The sequence below is a fragment of the Variovorax sp. GW823-FHT02B07 genome, from assembly GCF_058797695.1.
On record NZ_JBXAJX010000001.1, the window covers coordinates 1,054,693 to 1,068,311 of the forward strand.

Sequence of the window (13,619 nt, forward strand, 5' to 3'; positions counted from 1 at the left end):
CCTTACAGGTCTTCGGGCCGCAGCTCCGCGCCGACGCGCGCAGTGGCCGAGGTGGTGGCGACGTTGCCCGCCGCATCGGTGGCGCGCAACTCGATGTTCGCCAGGCCGGCGCGCGCGGGCGTCCAGCTGCAGGCGTAGGGCGCGGCGCGCAGCGCGCAGACGGTCTTGCCGTCGACGATGAAGGCCAGCTCGGCCACGCCGACATCGTCGGTCGCGCTGGCCGACAGCCGCACCGGCAGACCGGCGGCCGACGAGGCCATGGGCGGCACGTTCAGCGTGACGGTCGGCGCGGTGGTGTCGGCGGGCGCGCGCACGATCACCTGCGCCGACGCGACCTCGGCATTGCCCGCCGCATCGATGGCGATCACGCGAATGATCTGCACGCCCGGCGCGGTCGGCGTCCACTGGCAGGTGTAGGGCGGGGCGGTGAAGGTGCAGATCGGCAGGCTGTCGGTGCCGATCACCTTCACGCCGAAGACGCCGACGTTGTCGACCGCCACGGGCGCCAGCGCCACCGGTTGGCCTACGGTCGCCATCGCGGGCGCAGCCAGGGACACGGCCGGCTTCTGGCTGTCGGGCACGCCCAGCGGCAGGTCGATGCTGAAGGCGGCCTGCCCCTGCACGGCCTTCTGCTCGAAGGCGTCGAAGATGGTGAACCAGGTCGCGCCCGGTGCGCGGCCCGCGGCCTGGGCCTTCACGAGCAACGTCGTCTTGCCGACGGCGAAGCAGCTGAAGCCGCAGCGCCAGTCGAACACGAAACGGCCTTCGGCGTTCGTTATGCCCTGCGCGATCGGCTCCAGCGGCTTGCCGGCGCCCGGGTCGCGCCACACCGAGACGGGCGCGCCGGTCAGCGCGGCGCCGCTCTCGCGTTCGGTCACGCGCACCTGCGTGGCGGTGGTCGCGGCCATGAACTTCGAGCTGCCGAGCTTGGGCCAGTCGCGCCAGTCGGTGTTGATCTGCGCCTTGGTGCCTTCGGTGAAGCGGATCAGGCCGAGCGTGGCGACGCGGTTGGCGGCCGGGTCGTAGCGCTGCTCGAACACGGTGCCCAGCAGCGGGTCGAGGCGTCAGTGCTGGCGCGGCCACCAGTAGCGGTCGGTGTGCTTCACCAGGGCCAGGTCGCTGGCGGGCGCGGTCTCGGTGGTGTCGGCGACGGCGATAGCGTTGTAGTACTCACCCGAGCCGGCGCCGAACACGTGCTCCAGCTCGTGCAGCAGGGTCTTGAGCTGGCGGCCGAGGTAGTCCTTCTCGGTGGACTCGGGCGCGGCCGGCGTGATGGCGCGCGACAGGCGCAGCGGGTCGTGGATGGCGGTCCAGTTCAGGTTCCAGGTCACGCCGGTGGGCGGGAAGGTGGTGCTGGTGGTCAGGCCGCCGTGGCTGTAGCCGCGCTTCGAGGGGCCGACGCACAGCACGATCTCGCCGCCGGCCACACCGCTGAAGCCGCAGGGCGGCGCCGCGCCGGGCGCGACGACCTGCAGGTCTTTTGCGGGATCGAAGGTGAAGCTGCGCACCGTCTCGCGCTGGAACACGGTGTTGAGGTCGGCCACGTACTGCGCGAGCCGGCGGCCGGCCTCGGGCGCGCCGATGTCGACCGCCAGTTGCGGGTCGATGAAGAAGCGCAGGCGGTGCACGCTCGGCGTGGCGCGGCCGACTTCGTTCAGGGCCGCCCAGGTCGGGGCGGCGGACAAGGGCAGCAGCAGGGCCCAAACGACAGGCAAGGCTGCGCCCAGCCGGCGCGCGAGCGCCAGCAGCGAATCAATGAAAGGCATCGATTTTTCTCCCCGTGCTCAGGGGAATCCGGCAGTGATCGACAACAAAGGGGATCGCTTGGGGCCGCGCGAAGGTGTCGCCCGGCGCCCAGCGCTCAAACCCCGCGGCGACCGCCTTTGCCGGTCACGCTCCTGCATCGCATCGAGGTCGCCGAAGGCGATACGCCCTGACGGGCGCCGATGCTTCTGAAGTGCGGGGGACTACTGGTTGCTCATTCAGTGCAAAGGGGCGGGCGGACCGCTCATTCCTCCACACGATGTGGCAACAATCAGTGAACCTTTATCTTAATTTCTGGGCTCGTAGGAAGGGAACTTGCCTCGCTGTAGTGGTGCCTGTTATTTGGGCACTTTCTCACGACAACGGCGGTACGAATGGCGCTTCGGTGGGCCCCCATGAGGCCAGGCCGGAGCGGGCTGCCCCGCAAATGCAGGGGGCTCCGGAAGAACGGTCATCCACCGGAACCGGTGGCGATTCTAGTGTGATTGTTCAATTGGTTGCAATTGTGTTGCATTCGTGCATCTTGGGCGATGCACCGCCCGCCTACAGCTGGAAGGCGACGGTCAGCAGCAGCCCTTCGGCCACGTCGCGCAGCAGCCCCGGGCGCCGCGCGCGGTAGGACTCGCCGGCCGAGGCGGTGGTCTCGATCCATTCGGCCAGCCATTCGATGTCTTCGTGGCCGTAGAACACCACCGCCGCCTCGTGGTTCAGCAGCAGGCTGCGCAGGTCGAGGTTGATCGAGCCGCACATCGCCAGTTCGTCGTCGACCACCACGGCCTTGGCGTGGGCCATGAAGGGCAGCATGCGAAAGCTCACGCCGGCGCGCGCGAGGTCGCGCATGGCGCGTGCGCGCACGAAGTCGGCCAGCCGGTGGTTCGACTGCGCGGGCATCGCGATGGTCACCTGCACGCCGCGCCGCGCGGCGAGGCGCAGCGCGTCGCGCAGGCCGTCGCCGGGCACGAAGTAGGGCGTGATCGCGAGGATGCGGTGCTCGGCGCGAAAGCAGGCGTCGATGAGCAGCGCATGCGCCGTGTCCTCGGTCTGGTCGGGGCCGCTCGGCAGGAACTGGGCCATCGCGCAGCCGGGGCCCGCGGGCACGTCGGCGGCGGTGATGGCGCGCGCCTTGCGTCCGCGCACCGAGCTCCAGTCGTGGTCGAACTGGCGCGCGGCGGCGGCGGCCACGCTGCCCTGCAGGTCGAACGACAGGTCGTGCCAGGCTTCGGGGTGCTTGTCGTTGCCGGAGAAGTACTCGCCCGCGAGGTTGCGCCCGCCCGACCACAGCCAGCGGTCGTCGGCGATGGTGAGCTTGCGGTGGTTGCGCAGGTTGCGCGGCCCGATGCGGCGCAGGCTGAAGAAGGGGCGGAACACCGCCACCTCGCCGCCGGCCGCGCGCAGCCGGTCGAAGTGATGGCGCGGCAGCGAGAGCGCACCGAAGCCGTCGAGCAGCACGCGCACCTTGACGCCCTCGCGCGCGCGCTGCGCGAGCCGCGCCAGCACGGCGTGGCCGAGCGCGTCGTCGCCGATGATGAAGGTGCACACGTCCAGGCGCTGGCGCGCGCCGTCGATCACCTCGAACAGCGCCTCGCGCGCGGCCTCGCCGTCGGCGTGCATGCGGATCGCGCAGCGCCCGGGCGGCGCCAGGCCGAAGCTCTCGATCAGGTCGGCCGCCCAGTGGCCCGGCGGCAGCGAACGCGGCGGCCGGGGCGCGCCGGCCGGGCGCAGCTTGCGCTGGCCGAACAGCAGGTACATCGGCAGGATCACGTAGGGCATGAGCACCAGCCCCATGACCCACGCGATGGCGGTGGTGGGGGCGCGCTGCTCGCGGCGCGTGCGCGTGGTCAGCACATAGACCAGCAACGCGAAAGTGACGACAAGAAAATGCTGCGAAGGGGAGGGCAGCCAGTCGAAGAGGGTGTCCGGCATGGGCGGGTGATGCCTCGGTGCCCGCTCAGCGCTGCAGGAAGGCCGGCACGCCGCGCCCTTGCGAAGCCAGGAACCGCATCATCGGATCGACCACCGCGCGCACCGCGGGCCGCGCGCCCACGCGCTCGCGCCAGGCCACGAGGCGCGGCGTGGCCCCGGTCATGCCGGCGCCCTTGCGGTCGGCGAACACATGCGCCATGTAGAAGGCGATGTCGGCGAAGGAGTAAGGGCCGGCCAGGTATTCGCGCGTGGCGAGCAGGCCTTCCATCTCTTCGTAGAAGCGCGCGCAGCCGGCGCATGCGGCCACGGCCGGGGCGCTCTGCATGGCGTCCTGCAAGCCGAAGAGCTTGATGACGTTGGGGAAGAACACCTCGTCCGACTTCTGCTCCAGCTGCCGCGCGCGGGCCCGGTCGGCAATGCCTTCGGGCCACAGCGCGGGCTGCGGATGGCGGTCTTCGAGGTACTCGAAGATCTGTGTCGAGTCGAACAGCGCCACCTCCTCGTCGACCAGCACCGGCACCTGCTGCTTCACCGGGTTCACGCGCAGCACCTCGGGGTGCTTGGGCTCGTAGGCGTCGTCGGTGGTGAACGGCACCATGATGAGCTCGAAAGTGATGCCTTTTTCGTACGCGGCGATCTGCACCTTTGCGCCGAACATGCTGAGGGGGCCGGAGTAAATCTGCGTCGTCGTCATGCCCCCGACTTCAACAGAAAGCGCGCGTCAGGTCGAGCCCCAGACCTCCTGCGCCGTCTCGACCACGAGCCGCAGCTTGTTGCGCTGTGCTTCCACCGCGATGTTGTTGCCATGCACCGTGCTGGAGAAGCCGCACTGCGGCGACAGCGCGAGCTGGTCGAGCGAGGCGTACTTGCTGGCGTCCTCGATGCGGCGCTTGAGCTCGTCCTTGTCTTCCATCTCGCCGAACTTCGTGGTCACGAGGCCGAGCACCACCGTCTTGCCCTTGGGCAGGTAGCGCAGCGGCTTGAAGTCGCCCGAGCGGGCGTCGTCGTACTCCATGAAGTAGGCGTCGAGGTCCATCTCCTTCAGGAGCGCCTCGGCCACCGGCTCGTAGTTGCCGGCCGCGGCGTGCGTGCTCTTGAAGTTGCCGCGGCACAGGTGCATGGCCAGCAGCATGCCCGGCGGCTTCTGCGCCACCACCTTGTTGATGAAGGCGGCGTAGCGGTGCGGCAGCTCGTTCGGGTCGTCGCCGCGCTTGCGGGCGGCTTCGCGCATGTGCTCGTCGCACAGGTAGGCGAGGTTGGTGTCGTCCATCTGCACGTAGGTGCAGCCGGCGGCGGCCAGCGAGCGCAACTCGTCGCCATAGGCCTTGGCCACGTCGTCGTAGAACACGGGGTCGAGCTCAGGGTACGCGTCCTTGCTGATGCCCGCGCGCCCGCCGCGGAAGTGCAGCATCGTTGGCGAGGGGATGGTCACCTTCGGCGTGCGGCCGGCCGAGACCTGGCTCTTGAGGTACTGGAAGTCGGCGAGCTGGATGTCCTTCACGTGGCGCACCTTGTCGATCACGCGCATCGCGGGCGGCGCCAGTTCCTCGGTGCCGTCGGGGCGGCGGATGGTGACCGGGATGTCGGTCTTCACGCCGCCGAGCTGGTCGAGGAAATCGATGTGGAAGTAGGTGCGGCGGAACTCGCCGTCGGTGATGCTCTTGAGGCCGATGTCTTCCTGGAAGCGGACGATCTCGGTGATGGCCTTGTCTTCGACCTCGCGCAGTTGCTCGGGCGTGATCTGGCCCTTGGCTTTCTGCTCGCGGGCTTCGAGCAGGTACTGCGGGCGCAGGAAGCTGCCCACGTGGTCGTAGCGGGCGGGCAGGGCGGCATGCTGGGACATGGAATGAACTCCGTCGTGACTGTGAACGAGCGGAATCCTAGCGCCTTCGTGAAAAGCCTGTTTGTATACGTAGACGTCAGTATTTACCCTCGAATAAGGGGTTTCATACTGGAATTTCTCTCTGTTATGTATACATTGCGTATTCATGAAGACGCCCACGACCGCCTTTCCGCTCAACGCCTGGTATGCCGCCGCCTACGACGTCGAAGTGCGTCACGCGCTGCTGCCACGCACCATCTGCAACCAGAAAGTGGTGCTGTTTCGCCGCACCGACGGCCAGGTGGCCGCGCTCGAAGACGCCTGCTGGCACCGGCTGATGCCGCTGTCGCTGGGCCGCCTCGAGGGCGACGAGCTGGTCTGCGGCTACCACGGCCTGGTCTACAACAGCCAGGGCCGCTGCACCCACATGCCGAGCCAGGAGACGCTCAACCCCTCGGCCTGCGTGCGCAGCTTTCCGGTGGTCGAGAAGCACCGCTTCGTGTGGATCTGGCCCGGCGACCCGGCCAAGGCCGACCCGGCGCTGGTGCCCGACATGCACTGGAACGACGACCCGGCCTGGGCCGGCGACGGCAAGATGATCCGCGTCCACTGCGACTACCGCCTCGTGGTCGACAACCTCATGGACCTCACGCACGAGACCTTCGTGCACGGCTCGTCCATCGGCAACCGCGAGGTGGCCGAGGCGCCCTTCGTTGCCACGCACGGCGACCGCTCGGCCACCGTCACGCGCTGGATGGAGAACATCGACGCGCCGCCGTTCTGGGGCAACCAGATCCGCCACGCGCGCGGCTACACGGGCAAGGTCGACCGCTGGCAGATCATCCGTTTCGAAGGTCCGTGCACCGTGAACATCGACGTCGGCGTGGCCGAGGCGGGCAGTGGCGCGGTGCCGTCGGGCAGCAACCCCGGCGACCGCAGCAAGGGCGTCAACGGCTATGTGCTCAACACCATCACGCCCGAGACCGACAAGACCTGCCTGTACTTCTGGGCCTTCGCGCGCAACTACTGCCTGGGCGAACAGCGCCTCACGCACGAGCTGCGCGAGGGCGTCTCGGGCATCTTCCGCGAGGACGAGATCGTGCTCGAGGCACAGCAGAAAGCCATCGACGAGCACCCCGACCACCAGTTCTACAACCTCAACATCGACGCCGGCTCGATGTGGGCGCGGCGCCTCATCGACCGCATGATCGAGAAGGAACGGCCCGCGCGCGCCGCGATCCCGATCCGTCCCGCCCCAGAGAGCCAGGCCGCGTGATGAAGGTCGCCACCGTCTCTCCCGCCGAGCCCGGCGACAGCGGCAGTTCGCAGGCCGTGAAGGCGCAGTTGCGGCTGCGCGAAATGATCCTGGCGGGCGAGCTGCCCGGCGGCGCACGCATTGCCGAGGTCGCCATCTCCGAACAGCTCGGCGTGTCGCGCACGCCGGTGCGCAGCGCGCTCATGCGTCTCGAACAGGAAGGCCTGCTCGAAGCGCTGCCCAACGGCGGCTATGCGGTGCGCACCTTTTCCGAACGCGACGTGGCCGACGCCATCGAGCTGCGCGGCACGCTCGAAGGCCTGGTGGCGCGGCTGGCGGCCGAGCGCGGCGCGGCGCCCGTGGTGCTGCGCGAAGCGCGCGCTTGCCTCACGCGCATCGACGAGCTGCTGCGCGAGCCCGCGCTCGACGACGCGGCCTTCTCGCGCTACGTGACGCACAACGAGAAATTCCATGCGCTGCTGTGCGAGATGGCGGGCAGCCCCGTCATCGCGCAGCAGCTCGAGCGCGTGGTCAACCTGCCGTTCGCCTCGCCCTCGGGCTTCGTCATCGTGCAGGCCAATTCGCCGGCCGCGCGCGACATGCTCGTGATCGCGCAGGACCAGCACCTGCAGGTGCTCGACGCCATCGAGTCCGGCGAGGGCTCGCGCGCCGAGGCGCTGATGCGCGAGCACAGCCGCATCGCACGGCGCAACCTGCGCGAGGCGCTGCACGGCACGCCGAGCGCCGAACAGCGTCCGCTGCCGGGCGTGCAACTGATCCGCCGTCGCGGCTGATCGACGACTTCCTTTTTCTTTCTTTCCCCGCTGGTGTTCCCCGATGAAAAGCGATCTTCAATGGATGCAGGCGCAGGTGGTGGCGCTGCGCGACGTCACGCCCACCGTGCGCGAGTTCACGCTGCGCCCCGACACCGACTTCGTCGCCGCGCATGAGCCCGGCGCCCACCTGCAGGTGCAGGTGATGACCGAGCAGGGCCGCGTGCAGACGCGCTCCTACTCGCTGGTGGGCGAGGGCGACGGCAGCTGCTGGCGCATCGCCGTCAAGCGGCTGGACGACGGCCGTGGCGGCTCGCGCGCGATGTGGCGGCTGGCCGAGGGCGACCGGCTGCAGGTGAGCGCGCCACAGAACCACTTTCCGCTCGACCTCGCGGCGCCCGGCTACCTGCTCGTGGCCGGCGGCATCGGCATCACGCCGCTGGTGTTGATGGCGCAGCGCCTGGGCGCGCTGGCCCGACGCCGCGGCGTGCCGGTGGCCATGCTGTACGGCGCGCGCCACGCGGGCGAGTTCGGCTACCTCGACACCCTGCGCGACGCGCTGGGCGAGGCCGGCGTGCAGGCGCACGAAGGTGCCGCGCCCATCGACTTCGACGCCGCCATCGCCGCGCTGCCGCCCGGCGGCCAGCTCTACACCTGCGGCCCGGTGCCGATGCTCGAGGCCGTCAAGCGCGCGTGGGCGGCGGCCGGCCGGCCGCTCGCCGACCTGCGCTTCGAAACCTTCGGCAGCAGCGGCCGCCTTGCCACGCAGGCCTTCACCGTGCGCATTCCGCGCCACGACCTCTCGATCACCGTGCCGGCCGACTGCACCCTGCTCGACGCGCTCGATGCGGCCGGCGTGCAGACCCTGTCGGACTGCAAGCGCGGCGAGTGCGGCCTGTGCGCCATGGACGTGCTGGCCGTGGACGGCGAGGTCGATCACCGCGACGTGTTCCTGAGCCCGCACGAGAAGCAGGCGACCACGCGCATCTGCGCCTGTGTGTCACGCGCCGTGGGTACGCTCACGCTCGATTCCGCGTACCGCCCGGACCGTTGAAAACATCGGTTGCGCGATCATCGCGCAACCATTCGACTGATCGCGCAACAAAGACCCGTGCGGCGGGTGGGTAGGTGGTTGCCTGCTCCGTCAATTGTTGCGAATTGTTCAAAATACGCCCGGTTTCGCGTTCCGTCCCTCAAAGGAAAAAATCCATGCAAAGACGCCATCTCATCCAGACCGCCGGCCTTTCGGCGATTGCGCTCGCCACCGCGCTGTCGCTGCCTGTGGCCAGCGCCCAGGACAACAAGTTCAAGATCGGCCTGATCCTGCCGATGACGGGGCAGTCGGCCTCCACCGGCCGCCAGATCGAGGCCGCCGCGCGCCTGTACATGGCTCAGAACGGTGACACCGTGGCCGGCAAGAAGGTCGAGCTGATCGTGAAGGACGACACCGGCCTGCCCGACGTGACCAAGCGCCTGGCGCAGGAGCTCATCGTCAACGACAAGGTCAACGTGATCGCCGGCTTCGGCATCACGCCGGCCGCGCTGGCCGCCGCGCCGCTGGCCACGCAGTCGAAGACGCCGCAGGTCGTGATGGCCGCGGCCACCTCGAGCATCACCGAGGCCTCGCCCTACATCGTGCGCAGCAGCTTCACGCTGCCGCAGGTGTCGGTGGTGATGGGCGACTGGGCGCCCAAGAACGGTGTGAAGTCGGTGGTCACGCTGGTCACCGACTACGGCCCCGGCAACGACGCCGAGAAGTTCTTCAGCGACCGCTTCCAGCTCAACGGCGGCAAGGTGCTCGAGAAGCTGCGCGTGCCGCTGCGCAACCCCGACTTCGCGCCGTTCCTGCAGAAGGTGCGCGACGCCAAGCCCGACGCGCTGTTCGTCTTCGTGCCCTCGGGCGCGGGCGCGGCGGTGATGAAGCAGTTCCTGGAGCGCGGCATGGACAAGGCCGGCATCAAGATGATCGCCACCGGCGACGTGACGGACGACGATCAGCTGAACGACATGGGCGACGGCGCGCTGGGCGTGGTCACCTCGCACCACTACTCGGCCGCGCACCCCTCGGCGCTGAACAAGAAGTTCGTCGAGGCCTTCCAGAAAGCCAACCCGAAGATGCGCCCCAACTTCATGGCCGTGGGCGGCTATGACGGCATGCGCGTGATCTACGAAGCCCTCAAGACCACCAAGGGCCAGGGCGGCGGCGAAGCGCTGCTGGCCGCCATGAAGGGCCAGGTCTTCGAGAGCCCGCGCGGCCAGGTGCTGATCGATGCGCAGACGCGCGACATCGTGCAGGACGTGTACCTGCGCAAGGTTGAAAAGAAGGACGGGCAGCTCTACAACATCGAGTTCGACGTGCTGAAGGGCGTGAAGGACCCGGGCAAGGCCAAGTAATTTTTGCTTCGTCGCGTGGGAGCGCTGCCGTTCAGGGCGGCGCTCCCGCCGACGGGGTGCCTTGCTCCGCGAATGTCCCCCGGCCTTCGGCCTCCTCCTTGATTTCGCTGCGCAAGGCACCCCATCGACGTGAGCGTGTTCAGAGCACATGTTGATCGGCCCGCACAACGACCGCGCCCATCGTGCTCAGGACACTGGGTGCTTCCCGCAGCGAAATCAAGGAGGAGGGGCGAAGCCCGGGGGACATTCGCGGAGGGAAGTACCCGGTGGCCTGTGCACGCACCCCGAATAGCAGCATCCTGAACGACCGCACCAGACCCAGACAACCGACATGCTGACCATTCTTTTCGACGGCATCGCCTACGGCATGCTGCTCTTCGTCCTCGCCGTGGGGCTGGCCGTGACGCTCGGGCTGATGAACTTCATCAACCTCGCGCACGGTGCCTTCGCCATGGCGGGCGGCTATCTCACCGTGTTCGCGATGCAGAAGTTCGGCGTGCCGTTCCTGGCCTGCCTGCCGCTCGCGTTCATCGTCGTCGCGCTGGCCGGCGCGCTGCTGGAGCGCACGCTCTACCGGCCGATGTACGGCAAACCGCACCTGGACCAGGTGCTGTTCTCCATCGGGCTGGCGTTCATGGCCGTCGCGGCCGTCGACTACTTCGTCGGCTCGTCGCAGCAGAACCTGCAGCTGCCCGAATGGCTGCGCGGGCGCAGCGAGTTCGGCGACGGCGCGTTCCTGCTGGGCATGGGCCACTACCGCATCTTCATCATCGCCGTGTGCGCCGTGCTCACCGTGGTGCTGCAGCTCATCCTCTCGAAGACCCGCTTCGGCAGCCGCCTGCGCGCCGCCGTCGACGACCCGCGCGTGGCCGCCGGCCTGGGCATCAACGTCAACATCGTGTTCCTGCTGACCTTCGCCGTGGGCTCGGGCCTGGCCGGGCTGGGCGGCGCGCTGGGTGCGGAAATCCTCGGGCTCGACCCGACCTTCCCGCTCAAGTACATGATCTATTTCCTCATCGTCGTCTCGGTCGGCGGCACCTCGTCGATCACCGGGCCGCTCGCCGCCGCGCTGCTGCTCGGCATTGCCGACGTGGCCGGCAAGTACTTCATTCCGAAGATGGGCGCGTTCACCGTCTACCTGCTCATGATCCTGATCCTCATGTGGCGGCCGCAAGGGCTGTTCACGCGCAAGGGGGGCCGCTGACATGAGCGCGCCTGCCTATGAATCGGCCCTGCTGCGCACCGCGCGCTGGCGGCCCTGGGAGTTCGTGGTCTGGGCCGTGGCCTTCGCGTTGCCGCTGGCCATGCCCTCGCACTCGCTGCTGGTCAACGAGATCGCCATCGTCGCGCTGTTCGCGATGTCGCTCGACCTCATCCTCGGCTACACCGGCATCGTGTCGCTCGGCCATGCCGCCTTCTTCGGCTTCGGCGCGTACGCCGCCGCGCTGTTCGCCAAGCTGGTCATGCCCGACCCGACCGTCGGCCTCGTGTTCGCCACCGTGCTGTCGGCCGTGCTGGGCCTCGTGGCCAGCGTGACCATCCTGCGCGGCAGCGACCTCACGCGGCTCATGGTCACGCTGGGCACCGCGCTGCTGCTGCTCGAACTGGCCAACAAGCTCGACTGGCTCACCGGCGGCGCCGACGGCCTGCAGGGCGTGGTGATGGGGCCGGTGCTCGGCCTCTTCGAATTCGACCTGTATGGCCGCACGGCCGCCTGGTACTCGCTGGCCGTGATGCTCGTGCTGTTCCTCGTGATGCGCCGCATCGTGCATTCGCCCTTCGGCGCCACGCTCAAGGCCATCCGCGACAACCGGCTGCGCGCCATGGCCATCGGCATCCCGGTGGTGTCGCGGCTCGCCGTGGTCTACACCGTGGCCGCCGGCATCGCGGGCGCCGCGGGTGCGCTGCTGGCGCAGACCACCGGCTTCGCCTCGCTCGACGTGCTGGCCTTCGACCGCTCGGCCGACGTGCTGCTGATGCTGGTCATCGGCGGCGTGGGCTGGCTGTACGGCGGCGTGGCGGGCGCCATCGTCTTCAAGCTGCTGCAGACCTGGCTGTCCTCGGTGACGCCGCAGTACTGGATGTTCTGGATCGGCCTCATCCTCGTGCTGCTGGTGCTCGTGGGACGCGACCGCCTGCTCAAGCCGTGGACATGGTTCGGCACTGCAAAGAAGAAGGGCGGTGCGGCATGACCGACACCGTGCTCTCGACGCAAGGCCTCGTGATGCGCTTCGGCGGCATCACCGCCACGAACAACGTCACGATGGAACTGAAGCGCGGCGCACGCCATGCGCTCATCGGCCCGAACGGCGCCGGCAAGACCACGCTGATCAACCTGCTGACGGGCGTGCTCACGCCCACCGAAGGCCGCATCTCGCTGCTCGGCGAAGACATCACCACGCTCGCGCCGCACAAGCGCGTGGCGCGCGGGCTGGTGCGCACCTTCCAGATCAGCCAGCTCTTCGACTCGATGACGCCGCTGGAAACGCTGGCGCTCGTGGTGTCGCAGCACCAGGGCATCGGCGCGCAATGGTGGCGCCCGCTGGGTGCGGACAAGCGCATCGCCGAGCGGGCCGGGCAGCTGCTGGAGCAGTTCCACCTCGCCGACGTCGCGCAGCAGCAGACGAAGTTCATGGCCTACGGCAAGCGCCGCCTGCTGGAGATCGCGATCGCACTGGCCTGCGAGCCGCGCGTGCTGCTGCTCGACGAGCCCGTGGCGGGCGTGCCCGCCGGCGAGCGCGAAGAGCTGCTGCAGACCGTGGCCGCGCTGCCGGCCGACGTGTCGGTGCTGCTCATCGAGCACGACATGGACCTGGTGTTCAGCTTCGCCGACCGCATGACCGTGCTGGTCAACGGCGCGCTGCTGACCGAAGGCGACCCCGAGACGATCGCCAATGACCCGAAGGTCAAAGAGGTCTACCTGGGCCACGGAGAACATGCCCATGTCTGAACTGCTGCGCATCGAAAACCTGAGCGCCGGCTACGGCGAGGCCGTGGTGCTGCACGACGTGGCCTTCACGCTCGGCGAGGGCCAGACGCTCGCGCTGCTGGGCCGCAACGGCACCGGCAAGACCACGCTCATCAACACGCTGGCCGGCGCCACGCGCCAGCACGGCGGCACCATCGCGCTCGGCGGGCAGTCGGCGCTGCACAAGCTGCAGCCGCACCAGCGCGCGGCGGCCGGCATCGGCTGGGTGCCGCAGGAGCGCAACATCTTCAAGTCGCTCACGGTGCACGAGAACCTGACGGCCGTGGAGCGCCCGGGCCAGTGGAACCCGCAGCGCGTCTACGAGATGTTCCCGCGCCTGGCCGAGCGCAAGACCAACCTGGGCACGCAGCTGTCGGGCGGCGAGCAGCAGATGCTGGCCGTGGGCCGCGCGCTGGTGCTCAACCCCAAGCTGCTGCTGCTCGACGAGCCGCTCGAAGGCCTCGCACCGATCATCGTGGAAGAGCTGCTGCGCGCCATCCGCCGCATCACGCAGGGCGAAGGGCTGGCCGCGATCATCGTGGAGCAGCACCCGCAGGCGATCCTCGCGATTTCCGACCAGGCCGTGGTGCTCGACCACGGGACCATCGTGCATGCCGACACCGCGGCGGCGCTGCGCGCGCAGCCGGAAGTGCTCGACCGGCTGCTGGGCGTGGCGCGGTAGCGGCGGCCGATCACACAAAACAACCAGGAGACAGACAG

General features: G+C 68.9%; 13 protein-coding genes. 8 read left to right on the forward strand and 5 right to left on the reverse strand.

Annotation, left to right across the window (positions count from 1 at the left end):
* Window positions 1-2 precede the first annotated feature (2 nt).
* The 5 genes from AC1RGU_RS04925 to AC1RGU_RS04945 all read right to left on the reverse strand — a co-directional run bounded on the left by AC1RGU_RS04925 (window position 3) and on the right by AC1RGU_RS04945 (window position 5,530).
* The gene (locus AC1RGU_RS04925; protein WP_492695142.1) at window positions 3-1,040 is read right to left on the reverse strand and encodes an Ig-like domain-containing protein; all 1,038 of its coding nucleotides are present in this window, start codon (window positions 1,038-1,040) and stop codon (window positions 3-5) included.
* 24 nt (window positions 1,041-1,064) lie between these two features.
* Window positions 1,065-1,766: a hypothetical protein gene (locus AC1RGU_RS04930; RefSeq protein WP_492695144.1), complete on the reverse strand. Its 702-nt coding sequence runs from the start codon at window positions 1,764-1,766 to the stop codon at window positions 1,065-1,067.
* Window positions 1,767-2,307: 541 nt separating this feature from the next.
* Window positions 2,308-3,687, reverse strand: a complete 1,380-nt coding sequence (locus AC1RGU_RS04935) for a phospholipase D-like domain-containing protein (RefSeq protein WP_492695146.1) — start codon at window positions 3,685-3,687, stop codon at window positions 2,308-2,310.
* 25 nt (window positions 3,688-3,712) lie between these two features.
* Window positions 3,713-4,381, reverse strand: coding sequence for a glutathione S-transferase family protein (locus AC1RGU_RS04940; RefSeq protein ID WP_492695148.1), 669 nt, complete (start codon window positions 4,379-4,381; stop codon window positions 3,713-3,715).
* A 27-nt stretch (window positions 4,382-4,408) separates the two neighbouring features.
* A complete protein-coding gene (locus AC1RGU_RS04945; protein WP_062470629.1) occupies window positions 4,409-5,530 on the reverse strand; it encodes a 5-methyltetrahydropteroyltriglutamate--homocysteine S-methyltransferase in 1,122 nt (373 codons plus the stop codon).
* A gap of 145 nt (window positions 5,531-5,675) precedes the next feature.
* Between AC1RGU_RS04945 and AC1RGU_RS04950 the strand changes: the two genes are divergently transcribed.
* From AC1RGU_RS04950 to AC1RGU_RS04985, 8 genes are all read left to right on the forward strand, one after another.
* Window positions 5,676-6,785, forward strand: coding sequence for an aromatic ring-hydroxylating dioxygenase subunit alpha (locus AC1RGU_RS04950; RefSeq protein ID WP_492695150.1), 1,110 nt, complete (start codon window positions 5,676-5,678; stop codon window positions 6,783-6,785).
* Window positions 6,785-7,558, forward strand: coding sequence for a GntR family transcriptional regulator (locus AC1RGU_RS04955; protein WP_062470623.1), 774 nt, complete (start codon window positions 6,785-6,787; stop codon window positions 7,556-7,558). Before AC1RGU_RS04950 ends, AC1RGU_RS04955 begins: the two co-directional genes overlap by 1 nt.
* A gap of 43 nt (window positions 7,559-7,601) precedes the next feature.
* A complete protein-coding gene (locus AC1RGU_RS04960) occupies window positions 7,602-8,591 on the forward strand; it encodes a PDR/VanB family oxidoreductase (RefSeq protein ID WP_062470620.1) in 990 nt (329 codons plus the stop codon).
* A gap of 155 nt (window positions 8,592-8,746) precedes the next feature.
* Complete coding sequence (locus tag AC1RGU_RS04965) at window positions 8,747-9,931, forward strand: ABC transporter substrate-binding protein (protein ID WP_070059658.1); 1,185 nt, start codon at window positions 8,747-8,749, stop codon at window positions 9,929-9,931.
* Between the two features lie 331 nt (window positions 9,932-10,262).
* Window positions 10,263-11,135, forward strand: coding sequence for a branched-chain amino acid ABC transporter permease (locus AC1RGU_RS04970; protein ID WP_056582994.1), 873 nt, complete (start codon window positions 10,263-10,265; stop codon window positions 11,133-11,135).
* Window position 11,136: 1 nt separating this feature from the next.
* The gene (locus AC1RGU_RS04975) at window positions 11,137-12,123 is read left to right on the forward strand and encodes a branched-chain amino acid ABC transporter permease (RefSeq protein ID WP_369644033.1); all 987 of its coding nucleotides are present in this window, start codon (window positions 11,137-11,139) and stop codon (window positions 12,121-12,123) included.
* Window positions 12,120-12,881, forward strand: a complete 762-nt coding sequence (locus AC1RGU_RS04980; RefSeq protein WP_492695152.1) for an ABC transporter ATP-binding protein — start codon at window positions 12,120-12,122, stop codon at window positions 12,879-12,881. Before AC1RGU_RS04975 ends, AC1RGU_RS04980 begins: the two co-directional genes overlap by 4 nt.
* On the forward strand, window positions 12,874-13,581 hold the full coding sequence (locus tag AC1RGU_RS04985) for an ABC transporter ATP-binding protein (RefSeq protein WP_492695154.1): 708 nt from the start codon (window positions 12,874-12,876) through the stop codon (window positions 13,579-13,581). Before AC1RGU_RS04980 ends, AC1RGU_RS04985 begins: the two co-directional genes overlap by 8 nt.
* Window positions 13,582-13,619 lie beyond the last annotated feature (38 nt).

Coding starts and splice junctions, on each gene's coding strand:
- AC1RGU_RS04930 (WP_492695144.1), bottom strand. CDS start 1,766: ATGCCTTTCATTGATTCGCTGCTGGCGCTCGCGCGCCGGCTGGGCGCA.
- AC1RGU_RS04935 (WP_492695146.1), bottom strand. CDS start 3,687: ATGCCGGACACCCTCTTCGACTGGCTGCCCTCCCCTTCGCAGCATTTT.
- AC1RGU_RS04940 (WP_492695148.1), bottom strand. CDS start 4,381: ATGACGACGACGCAGATTTACTCCGGCCCCCTCAGCATGTTCGGCGCA.
- AC1RGU_RS04945 (WP_062470629.1), bottom strand. CDS start 5,530: ATGTCCCAGCATGCCGCCCTGCCCGCCCGCTACGACCACGTGGGCAGC.
- AC1RGU_RS04950 (WP_492695150.1), top strand. CDS start 5,676: ATGAAGACGCCCACGACCGCCTTTCCGCTCAACGCCTGGTATGCCGCC.
- AC1RGU_RS04955 (WP_062470623.1), top strand. CDS start 6,785: ATGAAGGTCGCCACCGTCTCTCCCGCCGAGCCCGGCGACAGCGGCAGT.
- AC1RGU_RS04960 (WP_062470620.1), top strand. CDS start 7,602: ATGAAAAGCGATCTTCAATGGATGCAGGCGCAGGTGGTGGCGCTGCGC.
- AC1RGU_RS04965 (WP_070059658.1), top strand. CDS start 8,747: ATGCAAAGACGCCATCTCATCCAGACCGCCGGCCTTTCGGCGATTGCG.
- AC1RGU_RS04970 (WP_056582994.1), top strand. CDS start 10,263: ATGCTGACCATTCTTTTCGACGGCATCGCCTACGGCATGCTGCTCTTC.
- AC1RGU_RS04975 (WP_369644033.1), top strand. CDS start 11,137: ATGAGCGCGCCTGCCTATGAATCGGCCCTGCTGCGCACCGCGCGCTGG.
- AC1RGU_RS04980 (WP_492695152.1), top strand. CDS start 12,120: ATGACCGACACCGTGCTCTCGACGCAAGGCCTCGTGATGCGCTTCGGC.
- AC1RGU_RS04985 (WP_492695154.1), top strand. CDS start 12,874: ATGTCTGAACTGCTGCGCATCGAAAACCTGAGCGCCGGCTACGGCGAG.